Source organism: Mumia sp. (genome assembly GCF_028803055.1).
Classification (GTDB): Bacteria; Actinomycetota; Actinomycetes; order Propionibacteriales; family Nocardioidaceae; genus Mumia.
On record NZ_JARBCJ010000001.1, the window covers coordinates 23,788 to 37,451 of the forward strand.

The 13,664-nt window shown below is 70.5% G+C and carries 13 protein-coding genes; 3 read left to right on the forward strand and 10 right to left on the reverse strand.

Annotated features, from left to right (window positions below; all coding sequences use genetic code 11):
* Position 1 precedes the first annotated feature (1 nt).
* The gene (locus PV363_RS00110; protein ID WP_301021425.1) at positions 2–820 is read left to right on the forward strand and encodes a DNA-formamidopyrimidine glycosylase family protein; all 819 of its coding nucleotides are present in this window, start codon (positions 2–4) and stop codon (positions 818–820) included.
* A gap of 12 nt (positions 821–832) precedes the next feature.
* On the opposite strand, the gene PV363_RS00115 is transcribed toward PV363_RS00110, so the two are convergent.
* The 6 genes from PV363_RS00115 to PV363_RS00140 all read right to left on the reverse strand — a co-directional run bounded on the left by PV363_RS00115 (position 833) and on the right by PV363_RS00140 (position 7,231).
* Positions 833–1,129 (reverse strand): helix-turn-helix transcriptional regulator, encoded by a 297-nt coding sequence (locus tag PV363_RS00115; protein WP_220341365.1) that lies wholly within the window; start codon positions 1,127–1,129, stop codon positions 833–835.
* A 119-nt stretch (positions 1,130–1,248) separates the two neighbouring features.
* Entirely contained in the window at positions 1,249–1,728 is a 480-nt protein-coding gene (locus PV363_RS00120; RefSeq protein ID WP_220341364.1) for a CinA family protein, read from the reverse strand.
* A gap of 7 nt (positions 1,729–1,735) precedes the next feature.
* A complete protein-coding gene (gene pgsA, locus PV363_RS00125) occupies positions 1,736–2,374 on the reverse strand; it encodes a CDP-diacylglycerol--glycerol-3-phosphate 3-phosphatidyltransferase (RefSeq protein WP_301021426.1) in 639 nt (212 codons plus the stop codon).
* Between the two features lie 85 nt (positions 2,375–2,459).
* Entirely contained in the window at positions 2,460–4,142 is a 1,683-nt protein-coding gene (locus tag PV363_RS00130; protein WP_301021427.1) for a RodZ domain-containing protein, read from the reverse strand.
* 1 nt (position 4,143) lies between these two features.
* The gene (locus tag PV363_RS00135; protein WP_220365345.1) at positions 4,144–6,669 is read right to left on the reverse strand and encodes a DNA translocase FtsK; all 2,526 of its coding nucleotides are present in this window, start codon (positions 6,667–6,669) and stop codon (positions 4,144–4,146) included.
* Positions 6,670–6,808: 139 nt separating this feature from the next.
* A complete protein-coding gene (locus PV363_RS00140) occupies positions 6,809–7,231 on the reverse strand; it encodes an Hsp20 family protein (protein ID WP_220342471.1) in 423 nt (140 codons plus the stop codon).
* Positions 7,232–7,336: 105 nt separating this feature from the next.
* Between PV363_RS00140 and PV363_RS00145 the strand changes: the two genes are divergently transcribed.
* Positions 7,337–7,636 (forward strand): MerR family transcriptional regulator, encoded by a 300-nt coding sequence (locus PV363_RS00145; RefSeq protein ID WP_220346975.1) that lies wholly within the window; start codon positions 7,337–7,339, stop codon positions 7,634–7,636.
* A gap of 96 nt (positions 7,637–7,732) precedes the next feature.
* Positions 7,733–9,340, forward strand: a complete 1,608-nt coding sequence (locus tag PV363_RS00150; RefSeq protein ID WP_301021428.1) for a hypothetical protein — start codon at positions 7,733–7,735, stop codon at positions 9,338–9,340.
* A 142-nt stretch (positions 9,341–9,482) separates the two neighbouring features.
* Here the strand turns inward: PV363_RS00150 and PV363_RS00155 are convergent, their stop codons facing one another.
* From PV363_RS00155 to PV363_RS00170, 4 genes are all read right to left on the reverse strand, one after another.
* Complete coding sequence (locus PV363_RS00155) at positions 9,483–11,174, reverse strand: ribonuclease J (protein WP_301021429.1); 1,692 nt, start codon at positions 11,172–11,174, stop codon at positions 9,483–9,485.
* A gap of 3 nt (positions 11,175–11,177) precedes the next feature.
* Positions 11,178–12,095: a 4-hydroxy-tetrahydrodipicolinate synthase gene (gene dapA, locus PV363_RS00160; protein ID WP_220341357.1), complete on the reverse strand. Its 918-nt coding sequence runs from the start codon at positions 12,093–12,095 to the stop codon at positions 11,178–11,180.
* A gap of 201 nt (positions 12,096–12,296) precedes the next feature.
* On the reverse strand, positions 12,297–12,818 hold the full coding sequence (locus tag PV363_RS00165) for a dihydrofolate reductase (protein WP_220341356.1): 522 nt from the start codon (positions 12,816–12,818) through the stop codon (positions 12,297–12,299).
* Positions 12,815–13,627: a thymidylate synthase gene (locus tag PV363_RS00170; RefSeq protein ID WP_220341355.1), complete on the reverse strand. Its 813-nt coding sequence runs from the start codon at positions 13,625–13,627 to the stop codon at positions 12,815–12,817. The genes PV363_RS00165 and PV363_RS00170 overlap by 4 nt, the downstream gene beginning before the upstream one ends.
* Between the last annotated feature and the right edge of the window lie 37 nt (positions 13,628–13,664).

Here is a 13,664-nt window from a genome sequence, read left to right on the forward strand (position 1 = left end):
CGTGCCCGAGGGAGACGCGGTCTGGCGGACGGCCCGACGGCTCGACGAGGCGCTCGGCGGCCGGACGCTCGTCCGCAGCGACTTCCGGGTGCCCGACTTCGCGACCGTGGACCTCTCGGGCGAGACCGTCCACGACGTCGTGAGCCGGGGCAAGCACCTCTTCGCGCACGTAGGTGACCTCAGCATCCACACGCACCTCAAGATGGAGGGCAGGTGGGACGTGTACGCCCGCGGCGCGCGATGGCGTCGCCCTGCCCACGAGGCTCGGCTGGTGCTCGAGACGGCGTCGGTCCAGGCCGTCGGGTTCGCACTCGGCGTCGTGGCGGTGCTGACTCGCGACGAGGAGGACCAGGTCGTCGCACGACTCGGACCCGATCTGCTCGACCCGGAGCTCGACGCGGCCGAGGCTCTGCGGCGGCTGCGGTCGGACCCCGACCGCCCTCTTGCCGACGCCTTGCTCGACCAGGGCAACCTCGCCGGGATCGGCAACGTCTATCGCAACGAGGTCATGTTCGTGCGCGGTCTCCATCCCGACCTCACGGTGGCCGACGACCCCGATCTCGGCCGTACGGTCCGGACGGTGCGCCGGATGCTGCTCGTCAACCGCGACTTCCCCGAGATCGTGACCACCGGCGTACGCCGTCGGGGTGAGCGCACGTGGGTCTACGGCCGAGGTGGTGAGCCGTGCCGCCGCTGCGGCGCCCGCGTCGAGCGGCGCGCGCCTGTGGTCACGCAGACCGGGGGCGTGGAGGAGCGCGTCACGTACTGGTGCCCGCGCTGCCAGCCGGCGCCCGACCGCCCGGCCCCTGAACGCCGATAAGCGGTGGGAGGATCAGCGCACGCCGATGGAGTCGGACTCCGGAGACAGGGCGATCGACGCCTCCAGGGTCGACTGCTCCTGGATCTCCAGGAGGGCGCTGACGTCGCGCAGGACCTGTGACATCGGGACGTCGAGAGCGTCGCAGAGGGCAGCGAGCAGCTCGGAGCTCGGCTCCTTCTGACCGCGTTCGACCTCGGAGATATATCCCAAGGAGACCCGCGCGGCGGCGGAGACGTCGCGCAGCGTCAGCCCTCTGGCCATCCGCCGGGCCCGCAAGACCTCACCGATCAGACGTCGCAGCACCGTCATCTCACACCTCCGCTCTCGGACTTGGTACAACTCCTCGTCGAGCCGTGTTCTTCCCACCACTCTAGGCGCACCAGGTTCCCTAGGGGGAACGGACCGCCGAGTGACTGCCTCATGGTCGCTCAGTCGACACCGAGGACGTCGGCCAGCAACGCCAGCACCGCGTCCACCGTGGTGCTCCGGACGACCGCTCGGTCACCTTCGACCGCGAGCCGCTCCCACCTCGAGCCCTGTGGCCCGGCGACGGCGACATAGACGGTGCCCGCCGGCTGGCCGTCGCTCGGGCCAGGCCCCGCGACCCCCGTCGTCGCGAGGCCGTACACCGCGTCGAGCCGCTCGCGGACGCCGGCAGCCATCGCCTCGGCGACGGCTGAGTCCACCGGTCCGCGGGTGGCGAGAAGGAGCTCGTCGACCCCGAGGAGCGTCGCCTTGAGCTCCGTGGCGTACGCGACCACTCCGCCGCGGACGACGTCGGACGCCCCTGGGACGTCGACCAGCCGCGCGCACACTGCACCACCGGTCAGCGACTCTGCCGCAGCGACGGTCGCGCCCGTCTGTCGCAGCGCATCGACCAGGGCCGGCACGTCAACCGACGACGTCACGGCAGCCTCAGCGCGGCTCGCCGGGCACCTGATCCGCAGAGCGTCTCGCGGACCGGGAGCCGCGGACCATGCGGACGGCCTGCCCGATGTAGTCGACGGCGGTGACCATGGTGACGACGACGGCAGCCGCCATCGTGAGGTACGCGATCCACATCGTCCAGTCGGGCAGCAGCGCCTCGATCGGGAACAGGTACATGCCGAGGGCGACCGCCTGGAGGACAGTCTTGAGCTTGCCACCACGGGAGGCCGGCATGACCCCGTAGCGGAGCACGGCGAACCGCATCACCGTGATGCCCCACTCGCGCACGAGCACCATGATGGTGACCCACCACGGGAGCGCACCGATGATCGACAGACCGACGAACGCCATCCCGGTCAGCGCCTTGTCGGCGATCGGGTCGGCGATCTTGCCGAAGTCGGTGATCAGACCACGGCTCCGCGCCAGGTTGCCGTCGATGCGGTCGGTGGCCATCGCGACCACGAACACCGCCCAGGCGACGAGCCGGGTGCCGGTGCTCTCGCCACCGTCGATCAGCAGCAGCCAACCGAACACCGGGACGAACGCGATCCGGAGAACGGTCAGCGCGTTGGCGATGTTGTAGATGCTCGGCGTCTGCGCGGCGGCGGACGTCGGCGTGCCGTTCATCGTGTCTCCTCGGGCGGCTCACAGGGGCGGCCGGTCCGTCGGTGACCCGGCGGCCGCGGGCCTCTGCCCAGCCTAGCGGCACGCCTCAAGACCTCCCGAGGGTGGCGCTGACCTTGCCGGAGCCCTCCTCCAGGTGGCGGGCCTTGCCTCCGTTGACGGCCACCGTGGCCGCGTCTGCGCGCCCGAGGCTCACCTTCGCCGGCCCGACCACGCTGACCCGCCGGAACTCGGACCTCGCCAGCTCACCGGACCACACCGTGGTGCCTCGTGCGTCGGTGACCGTGACCTTCGTGGGCTTGCGCTCCTTGCCACGGATGACCAGGTGGTTCGTCGTCGGCGCTCCGAGGCCGGCGAGCGCCGACGGGTCCGCCGGAGCGGGTGCGGCGTCGGTCGGGACGGCGGCCGGAGGCGCGTCCCCCTCGCCCCCGACGACGAGCTGGCCGATCCCCCAGATGATCGCGAGCACGAGGACGACCACGGTGAGGGCAACCCAGCTGCGGCCACCGCGCGCCACACGGATCGTCTGCCCGCCGGTCGAACGCTCCGCCTCGAACACCGCGCGGGCCGGGACCGGCCCCTGGGCGTACGACGCGTCATAGGCCTCAACCAGGGGTGTGGCGTCGGTGCCGAGCACGCGGGCGATCGCGCGCAGGTGCCCGCGGGCGTAGAAGTCGCCCCCGCAGACCCCGGTGTCGCCGTCCTCGAGGGCCTCGATGACGTGCGGGCGGATCTGGGTGCGGGCGGCGAGGTCGTCGATGCTCACGCCGGCACGCCCGCGAGCCTCGCGCAGCATCGTGCCCAGGACGGGCTCGGCCGGCTCGGCGCCAGGCCCGGGCGGCGCAGGGGCGTCGATCTCCGGGACACGCTCAGTGGCGGGCGCGACCTCGGTGACGGGATCTGCCCGCCCTGCCGTGTCGGCTCGCGCCGACTCCTCGATCGGACGGTCGATCACGAGCTCGGGACGGCCGCCGCTGGCCCGCAGGGCGGTCACCACGCGGAACCCAGGCGCCAAGGCCGACGAACCGGCGCTCTGGACCAGACCGAGATCGATCCGCGCCGGCGCGGAGGGACCGCCATCGAGAGGACTCGACGAGGCTGTCCGTGGCACGTCGTGACCAGCGACCTCGGGCGGCTCCCGGTGGACGTCAGACTGCGGGACGGGCGCTGGCCGCGGGGCGGCTTCCGCCTCGCGCGCCGAGGGCTCATCCGGCTCGGGCTCGGCCGGCGCGACCTCCCCTTCACGGGCGTCAGGCTCTGGTTCCGGCGCCTGGCGCACGAGGAGATGCTCGTCGCCGGAGAGCGCGATGAGTGCCTGCGCGATGTCGGCGTCGCTCACGCGGACGGCGAGACCCAGGGGTACGACGTACGCCGTGCCGTCGCGGGCCACGACCTCGAGGGCGCCGTCGCGGAGCAGTCCGCTCGGCTCGACGAGCACGACATGGTCGACCTCACCCCACGGGAGACCACGCCACTCACGGTCGTGCCGGAACCGGACGCCCAGTCCGTCGGCGACCAGCAGCGGGCTGCGTGCGTCCCACCACGCTGCCCCCGCCACCACCGCGATGGCAGCGAGCACGAGCACGATCAGTGCCAGGACCGGCGAGCCGCCGACCGCTCGCACGCCGTACAGGATGGCGAGTGCGGCCGCGCCGACGGCGACCATCGCGAGCGCGCCCGCGCTGCGGCGCACCTCGAGGACCTCCTCACGCATCACCGCACCGCCGATCGGCTCCGCCGCGGCACGTTCCTCCTCCAGGTGATCCGTCATGTCACTCCCCTCGCAACGTCTCCAGGACCTCGTCGAGGTCGTCGGGCTTGATCAGCACGTCACGTGCCTTCGATCCTTCGCTCGGCCCGACGACGCCGCGGGACTCGAGGATGTCCATCAGGCGACCCGCCTTCGCGAATCCGACGCGCAGCTTGCGCTGGAGCATCGACGTCGACCCGAACTGGGTGTTGACGACCAGCTCGACAGCCTGCAGCACGAGCTCCAGGTCGTCGCCGATGTCGTCGTCGATCTCGCGCTTGCTGGCCTGGGGCGCGGTCACGTCCTCGCGGTAGACCGGCTGGAGCTGCTCCTTGCAGTGCTGGACGACCTCGTGGATCTCCTTCTCGGTGATCCAGGCGCCCTGCATGCGGACCGCCTTGTTGGCGCCCATCGGGAGGAACAGCCCGTCACCGCCGCCGACCAGCTTCTCCGCGCCGGGCTGGTCGAGGATCACACGGCTGTCACCGAGCGAGGAGGTCGCGAACGCCAGTCTGCTGGGCACGTTGGCCTTGATCAGACCGGTGACGACGTCGACCGAGGGCCGCTGGGTGGCGAGCACGAGGTGGATGCCGGCGGCGCGGGCGAGCTGGGTGATGCGGACGATCGAGTCCTCGACGTCGCGCGGGGCGACCATCATGAGGTCGGCGAGCTCGTCGACGACGACGAGGAGGTACGGATAGGGAGCCAGCTTGCGCTCGCTGCCCGGCGGCACCTTGACCGTGCCGGCGCGGACGGCCTTGTTGAAGTCGTCGATGTGCCGGAACCCGAAGTTGGCGAGGTCGTCGTAGCGCATGTCCATCTCGCGCACGACCCACTGCAGCGCCTCCGCCGCCTTCTTCGGGTTGGTGATGATCTGCGTGATGAGGTGCGGGATGCCCTCGTACGCGGTGAGCTCGACGCGCTTGGGGTCGACGAGGATCATCCGGACCTCGTCGGGGGTCGCCCGCATCAGCACCGAGGAGATCATCGAGTTGATGAAGCTCGACTTGCCCGAGCCTGTGGCACCGGCCACCAGGAGGTGCGGCATCTTGGCCATGTTGGCGACGACGAAGCCACCCTCGACGTCCTTGCCGAGCCCGACGACCATCGGGTGATGGTCGCTGCGCGCCCGGTTGGAGCGCAGCACGTCTCCGAGGGAGACGGTCTCCTTGTCGGTGTTGGGGATCTCGATGCCGATCGCGGACTTGCCCGGGATCGGCGAGAGGATCCGCACCTCGTTGGAGGCGACGGCATAGGAGATGTTCTTGGCGAGCGCCGTGATCTTCTCGACCTTGACGCCCTGGCCGAGCTCGATCTCGTAGCGCGTGACGGTCGGACCACGCGTGTAGCCGGTGACCTCCGCATCGACACTGAACTCTTCGAGCACGGTGGTCAGCCTTGCCACCACAGCGTCGGAGGCGGCGGTGCGCGCCTTGTGCGGGGTGCCCTCGCGCAGCATGTCGTTGGCGGGGAGCGTGTAGACGATGTCGCCCGAGAGCGCGAGCTGCTCAGCGCGCGCCGGCAGCGGCGTCATGGGCGGGAGCTCGACAGGCTCGTCGTCCTTGACGGCGGCCGCCGGGGTGACGGAGACGGTGTCGTCGTCCTCGGGCGACTTCTGCACCTTGCCCTTGCGGGTCGGCGTCGCGACCGTCGGCTCGTCGCCGGGCCCGCCGACCAGCGGGTTGTCGTACGGGACGTCGCTGCCGGGGCCACCCCTCGAGGGTCGCCTCCGACCCGACTGGGCAGCGGCCGCGTCCTCGTCCCCGTCGGCCGCGTCGTGCTTGGCACCGATGAGGAGGTCGCGCGCCGAGCGGAGGCGCTCGGGGATCCGGTAGACCGGGGTGCCGGTGATGACCAGCAGGCCGAAGAACGTGAGGAGGACCAGCAGCGGGACGGTCACGTACGGCGTGCGCAGCAGGTCGTCGAGGAGCTTGGAGACGCCGTAGCCGATCGCGCCGCCGGCATCGCGGATCCCCGCCCCGTCGCCTTCCGACGGCGCAGGGATGCCGTTGGCGATGGAGACGATGCCGAGGATTCCACCCGACAACGACGCCCACCCGATGATCTGACGTCCGGGCGGCCCGTTGGCCTCCGGGTTGCGCATCGTGCGTCCACCGGCGACGAACAGCGCCAGCGGCACGGTCCAGGCGAGCAGGCCGACGCTGTTGGAGACCGCCTCGCCGACCGCCTTGGTCAACGGGCTGTCGACCTGGAACCACACAGCGCCGACGACGACGACGCCGGCGCCGATGAGGACGAGCCCGACACCGTCACGACGGTGCTCCGGCTCGAGGTCACGAGCAGCGTGCCCGACGCTCCGCACGATCGCGCCGAGCATGCGGGCCAGGCCCATCCAGAGCGCCGCGATCCCCCTCCCGAGCGCGCTGAGGGCACGCAGGACCGGACCAGGACCCGAACGCGGCGGCGGAGCGGGACGACGCCTGGTCGTACCCTGCCCACGCTGCTGCGGACGACGGCCCTGGCCACCGGACGACCGCGAGTTCTTTTTGGACGACCCTCGCGGTGGGGAAGACGTACGGCTCGCCATGGGGGCGACTCTAAGCCTGAGAGCCGCACCCGTCCGGTAGCCCACGCCGTGCGACGGGCTGCTCGTCGCGGGCCCACCTCGTCGTCGTGCGGACGCGCGGGGGCGAGGGCCCGCAGTGGGCCCCCGCCCCCGCCGTCGGTCAGGCGCTGATCGCGCGGCTGGTGTCCTCGCCGTGCTGGATCTCGACCTTGCGCGGCTTCGCCTTCTCCGCGACAGGGATCGTCACCCGCAGCACCCCGTCGGCATAGCGCGCCTCGACGCGCTCGGTGTCGAGCGTGTCGCCGAGGATGAGCTGCCGGCTGAACACACCGCGCGGACGCTCGGCCGCGATCAGCTCCTCGACGCCCTCGCGGGCCGGACGGTCGGCGCGGACCGTCAGGACGTTGCGCTCGACGTCGATGTCGATCGAGCCCGGGTCGACGCCCGGCAGGTCGAGCTCGACGACGAACGAGTCGCCCTCGCGCCACGCATCCATCGGCATCCCGGCCGGACGAGCGGCGGTCCCGAAGACCTGCTGAGTCAGACGGTCGAGCTCACGGAACGGATCGGTGCGCATGAGCATGATCATCACCTCCACAGAACCTTTCATGCCTCACGCATGACCTATATTGGCTGTTACACTTTTTATATACCGCAGAGTTGATGACGATGCAAGAGGGGTCGACAGATGACTGGTCGAGCGCGGGACCGCGCGGTCTACGCGATCTCGGTCGCCGCCGAGCTCGCGGGCACCGCCGCCCAGAACCTCCGCGTCTACGAGCGCGAAGGTCTGGTCGCACCGGCCCGGACCAGCGGCGGCACGCGTCGCTACAGCGACGACGACGTCGTACGGCTCCGGAGGATCGTGGCGCTGCTCGACTCGGGGCTCAACCTCGCAGGCATCACCATGGTCCTCGAGCTGGAGGACGAGAACGCCCGCCTGCGCGCCGACCGCGACGCCGAGCAGGATGCCGGTCGCGACGGCTGAGCGGGCCAGATCATCTCGGGACGGTGGCGGTCTCCGTCCGTCCATCCGCTGCTGCGAAGATGACCGGCGAATCGTCCCACAGCGGAAGAGGCACACGTGAGTCGTCGCGACGCCGACAAGAAGAATGGCCCGCGAGCGTATGCGCGTGCACGTCTCGACAAGCGCAGAGGCAAGGAGACCGGCCTCCGCCTTCCGGTGACCACGGCGCTGCTGATCGTCTACGCGGTTCTCGCGCTGATCGGCCTCGCGCTGCTGTTCATCGCCCCGTACTGGTTCGGGTTCCTGCGCGGCGTCGCCTACAACGCCGCCGCGCCGGTGACGCTCACCGCGGTGCTCCTGGTCCTGCTGGCGCTCGTCACCGACCTGCGCGGGAGGCGGATGGTCGTGCTCGTGATCGCGTTGACGGTCGGATGGGTGGCCTTCGGGGTCTACTCGACGCTGACCGTCGGATGGCACGCAGCGAAGGGCGTGTACGAGGCGTCCGTCGTGGAGACCGACGACCCTCAGGGCGGGTACAAGGTTCGTGAGCCGTACGAGGTGGCGAGGTCGAACGTCTCACAAGGCATCGGTGACGTGATCGCGTCCGACCGCGCCACCGCGATCAAGCACGTCGACGGAGAGTGGACGGCGATCGTCCCCCGCAAGGGATGGAACAAGGGGTACGCGAAGGTCGTCTCCCGCGACACCGACGGCGAGTACACGTCGTGCGCCTTCGACGACGAGCACTCGGGGGTCAAGTTCGGCGGGAAGTTCAGCCACAACCTCGGCCGCGCGATCACCGGGCAGGTCATCGACACCTGGGGCCGTTTCGCCCCCGTCGTGTGGGACGAGTCCGACATGTTCGGGCTGTGCGACGGCGACGGAGCCAGGATCGTCGTGCCCCTCACGCGGTGGAGCGGTCACTGGGCGTCGCACCAGGTCCCCGCCGGCGTCGCGATCGTCGAGACCGACGGGAGCGTCCGTGTCGACAAGACCGCGAAGGGGATCGACGGGCCGGTCTATCCGATCTCGCTCGCTGCCGAGCAGCGCGAGTCGACACGAGCCGCTGGGTCGTTCTGGGACTACGTCAGGCACCGCTCCGGGTACGCCGACAGCGACGCCGTCGGCGAGGCGGGGGCCGCCAACACCGGTGAGTTCGCCCTCGTCCGCGCCAAGGGCGGGATGGACTACGTGACGCCGTTGACCCGTGCATCGAGCGACCGTTCCGGGTCCCAGTCGATCGTCGGAGTCTCCACGATCGCGGCGGACAGGACCGAGCCGGGCAGACTCGCCACGCTGACCGTCCACAAGGTCCCGGCGGAGTCGGGCCTGCGCGGCCGGATCTCGAAGACGCTGACCAACTTCCAGAACGTCTCCGTCCTCGCGACCCGCAAGGCCACGATGCTCGAGGTCGTCCCCACGAGCGCCGACATGTGGGTGGCCACGCTCGGGATGGAGGCGGCCGACGTGATCTCTCCCGCGTATCGGATCGAGATCCCCAGCGAGGGTGAAGCGTGCCTGAAGGCGCTCGACGGCCGCACCATCCAGTGCGGCGCTCAGGCCGGGGTCGACGGCAACGGAGCCGGGCCGGTCCTCGCTCCGTCGGACGGCGCCGACCCGAGCGGTGGTGCCCTCGCTGATCGCAGCGACGCGGAGCTGCTCAAGGACCTCGCCGACATCACCGCCGAGCTCCAACGTCGCGAACAGGCAGGTCCGGCCGACTGACCGCCTGGCGAGTCTGCGGCCGACCAGTGCGAAGCGGGGAGAACTCACCCCCTGGGTGGCCCCAGGGTCCGACCGGACGGCTCGGACGACCTCACGGGCGGCGGACAACCGCCGCCGCCACGAGAGGCCGCCGAGACGTCTCTCAGGCCTCGAGGACGACGGGCACGATCATCGGGCGCCGGCGGTGCGCTCCCGAGACCCAGCGGCCCACCGTACGGCGGATGATCTGCTGGAGCTGGTGCGTGTCGTACGTGCCGTCGCTGACGGCGTCGGCCAGCGCCTGCTCGATCCGGGGCACGATCTCGGTGAAGATCGAATCGTCCTCGGCGAAGCCGCGAGCCTGGATCTCCGGACCGCTGACGACCTTGCCGCTCGAGGAGTCGATGACCACGATGACCGAGACGAAGCCCTCCTCGCCGAGGATCCGCCGGTCCTTGAGCTCGGACTCGGTGATGTCTCCGACCGACGAGCCGTCGACGTAGACGTAGCCGCAGTCGACCTTCCCGGTGACCTTGGCGCGACCGTCGACGAGGTCCACCACGAACCCGTCCTCGGCGATGACGACGCGGTCGTGCTCGACCCCCGTCGCCCGCGCCAGCGCCGCGTTGGCGTGCAGGTGACGCATCTCGCCGTGGACCGGCATGACGTTGCTCGGCTTGACGATGTTGTAGCAGTAGAGGAGCTCGCCCGCCGACGCATGGCCGGAGACGTGGACCAGGGCGTTGCCCTTGTGCACCACGCGCGCGCCCAGCCGGATGAGGCCGTCGATGACGCGGTAGACGGCGTTCTCGTTGCCGGGGATCAGCGAGCTCGCCAGCACCACCGTGTCACCGGGCTCGATGCGGACGGAGTCGTGCGAGTTGGCCGCGATCCGCGACAGCGCCGCCATCGGCTCGCCCTGCGACCCGGTCGACACGAGGACGAGCTCCTCGGGCCGGTAGTCGGAGATCTTGCGGCCGTCGACGATCACGCCGTCGGGGACGTGGAGATAGCCGAGGTCGCGCGCGATCTGCATGTTGCGGATCATCGAGCGGCCGATGTAGGCGACCTTGCGGCCGTGCTTGACCGCGGCGTCGAGGATCTGCTGGACGCGGTGCACGTGCGAGGCGAAGCAGGCTGTGATGATGCGCTGCTGGCTCTGCGCGAAGACGCGGTCGAGCACCGGCGAGATGTCACGCTCGGTCGTCGTGAAGCCCGGGACGTCGGCGTTGGTGGAGTCGGTGAGGAAGAGGTCGACCCCGGCCGCCCCCAGCCGCGCGAACGCCCGCAGGTCGGTGATGCGGCCGTCGAGCGGAAGCTGGTCCATCTTGAAGTCGCCGGTGTGGATGACCAGGCCGGCCTCGGTACGGATCGCGACGGCGAGAGCGTCCGGGATCGAGTGGTTGACCGCGATGAACTCCAGGTCGAACGGCGCCAGCGACAGGGTGTCGTCCTCGGCCACGACGTACTTCGGCACGTCCTTGAGACGGTGCTCGCGGAGCTTCGAGTCGACCAGGGCGAGCGTCAGCCGCGATCCGACGAGCGGGATGTCGCCGCGCTCGCGCAGGAGGTACGGGACGCCACCGATGTGGTCCTCGTGACCGTGGGTCAAGACGATCGCGACGATGTCGTCGAGACGGTGCCGGATCGGCGAGAAGTCGGGCAGGATCAGGTCGACACCTGGCTGGTGGTCCTCGGGGAAGAGGACGCCGCAGTCCACGATGAGGAGCTTGCCGGCGTGCTCGAAGACGGTCATGTTGCGACCGATCTCGCCGAGACCGCCGAGCGCGATGATGCGCAGCCCGTCGGCGGGGAGCTCCGGCGGTGCGCCGAGCTCGGGATGAGGATGGCTCATTTATCAGTCCTTCAGCAGGGAGGCGTCACGCAGCACGCGTGCCAGCTCGGCCACCTGCTCGTCAGTCGCGTCCACGTAGGGCGAACGCGTAGTCCGGTCGTCGATCACACCCAGCAGCTGCAACGCTGCCTTGGACATGATCGCGCCTTGGGAGCTTGGCGGCATGACAGCGGCCACCACGTCGAGCAGCTGCTCGTTGATCGCACGGGCGTCACGGAGGCGGCCGTCGTCGACCGCGCGCACCATCGCGGCGTACTCCGCCGCGGCGACGTGGCTGACCACCGACACCACGCCGGCGGCGCCGGTGACGAGCCATGCGAGGTTGAGGGCGTCGTCGCCCGAATAGAGCGCGAGCCCGGTGTCACGCATCACGGCAGCACCGCCGGCGAGGTCGCCGACGGCGTCCTTCACGGCCACGATCGCCTCGTGCTGGGCGACCTCGGCGTAGGTCTCGGTGGAGATGCGGACGACCGAGCGGCTGGGGATGTCGTACAGCATCACAGGCACGCCGCCGCCGGCGTCGGCGACGGTCGTGAAGTGGCGGACGAGCCCGGCCTGCGGCGGCTTGTTGTAGTACGGCGAGACGAGAAGCATCCCGTGAGCACCTGCGGCCGCGGCCTGGCGGGCGAGGCGGGCCGACGCGCGGGTGTCGTTGTTGCCCACGCCGGCGACGACCGACGCACGGTCTCCTACGGCCTCGAGGACCGCCGTCAGGAGCTGACCGTCCTCTTCCGGGTTGGTCGTGGGTGACTCGCCGGTGGTGCCGCTGACCACGAGACCGTCGGAGCCCTGGTCGACGAGGTACGAGGCCAGCTTGGCGGCGGCGTCGAGGTCGAGGGCGCCGTCGGGGGCGAACGGAGTCACCATGGCCGTCAGCACCCGGCCGAACGGGGCCGCAGGAGAAGCGAGCGGTGAGGTCATGTGGACCACGCTACCGCCTGGGTGGCGCTGTGCTCCCGGCGCCACACACCGAGCGCCGCACCGGCCGCCGGCTCCGGAAGCGGACATGGAATGTCCCGATCCTGTCCGTTCGGGGGCCCGGACAGGACCGGGACACTGGGGAGATCGTCGAAGCCCTCGTCGGTGTTACACCTGATCGGGAACTGTCTCGTGTGATCTGGGTCACACCCGCTCGTACGTCACGATCCGGTAGCCCTCGTAGGGCACGGTCTGGGCCTCGCGCCACTGCGACCAGTCGACCTCGGGGAACCAGGCATCGCCAGGCGGGGCGGCGTCGACGTGCGTGAGGACCATGCGATCTGCTCTCGAGAGGGACTGCGCGTAGAGCTGCTCCCCTCCGATGACGAAGACCTCGTCGTCCAGCTCGGATGCCAGGTCGAGTGCGCCGTCCACGTCGTGGCTGACGACGACCTCGTCCGGTCCCTTCCAGCCCGTGCGCCGCGTCACCACGACGGAGGTGCGGTGCGGGAGCGGCCGCCCGATCGAGTCCCACGTCTTGCGACCCATCACCAGGACGTGGCCGGTGGTGAGCGCCTTGAACTGAGCGAGATCACCGGTCGGGGGCCACGGCAGACCACCGTCTCGACCGATCACGCCGTTGGTCCCGACGGCGGCGACGAGCGTGATGCGGGCACGGTGGCCGCCGCGCCCTGTGTCGTCGTCGCTGCCCGGATCGAGCGTCATACGGCGATGGGGGCCTTGATGGCCGGGTGGGGGTCGTAGCCGGTGACCGTGACCGCGTCGAGGGTGAAGCCGTCGATCGAGGTGACGCCCGGGTCGAGCTCGAGCTGCGGCAGCGGGCGCGGCTCGCGCGTGAGCTGCTCACGCGCCTGGTCGAGGTGGTTGACGTAGAGGTGCGCGTCACCCAGCGTGTGGACGAAGTCGCCCACCTCGAGGCCGGTCACCTGGGCGACCATGTGCGTGAGGAGCGCGTACGAGGCGATGTTGAAGGGCACTCCGAGGAAGACGTCGCCGGATCGCTGGTAGAGCTGGCACGACAGACGGCCCGGGCCCCCGTCGGCCCCAGGCGCGACGTAGAACTGGAACATCGTGTGGCACGGCGCCAGCGCCATGTCGGGGAGGTCGGAGACGTTCCAGGCGCTCACGATGTGGCGGCGCGAGTCGGGGTCGCCCACGATGGCGTCGACCACGCCCTGGAGCTGGTCGACGTGGCGGCCGTCGGGCGTCGGCCAGGACCGCCACTGGTAGCCGTAGATCGGGCCCAGCTCACCCTGCTCGTCAGCCCACTCGTCCCAGATCGAGACGCCGTTCTCTTTGAGGTAGGCGGTGTTGGTGCTGCCGGCGATGAACCACAGCAGCTCGGCGACCACCGACCTCACGTGCACCTTCTTGGTGGTGACCAGGGGGAACCCCTCACGCAGGTCGAACCGCATCTGGTGACCGAACACGCTGAGCGTGCCGGTGCCGGTGCGGTCGTCCTTGCGGACGCCGTCGTCGAGGATCCGCTGGACGAGGTCGAGGTAGGCGCGCACGTGGTCACGCTACGGCACCGACCTGACACAATCGCAG

Excerpts from the sequence above, each read along its gene's own strand:
- PV363_RS00130 (WP_301021427.1), bottom strand. The coding sequence starts at position 4,142 with ATGACGGATCACCTGGAGGAGGAACGTGCCGCGGCGGAGCCGATCGGC.
- PV363_RS00155 (WP_301021429.1), bottom strand. The coding sequence starts at position 11,174 with ATGAGCCATCCTCATCCCGAGCTCGGCGCACCGCCGGAGCTCCCCGCC.
- PV363_RS00140 (WP_220342471.1), bottom strand. The coding sequence starts at position 7,231 with ATGCTCATGCGCACCGATCCGTTCCGTGAGCTCGACCGTCTGACTCAG.
- PV363_RS00115 (WP_220341365.1), bottom strand. The coding sequence starts at position 1,129 with ATGACGGTGCTGCGACGTCTGATCGGTGAGGTCTTGCGGGCCCGGCGG.
- PV363_RS00135 (WP_220365345.1), bottom strand. The coding sequence starts at position 6,669 with ATGGCGAGCCGTACGTCTTCCCCACCGCGAGGGTCGTCCAAAAAGAAC.
- dapA (WP_220341357.1), bottom strand. The coding sequence starts at position 12,095 with ATGACCTCACCGCTCGCTTCTCCTGCGGCCCCGTTCGGCCGGGTGCTG.
- PV363_RS00165 (WP_220341356.1), bottom strand. The coding sequence starts at position 12,818 with ATGACGCTCGATCCGGGCAGCGACGACGACACAGGGCGCGGCGGCCAC.
- PV363_RS00145 (WP_220346975.1), top strand. The coding sequence starts at position 7,337 with ATGACTGGTCGAGCGCGGGACCGCGCGGTCTACGCGATCTCGGTCGCC.
- pgsA (WP_301021426.1), bottom strand. The coding sequence starts at position 2,374 with ATGAACGGCACGCCGACGTCCGCCGCCGCGCAGACGCCGAGCATCTAC.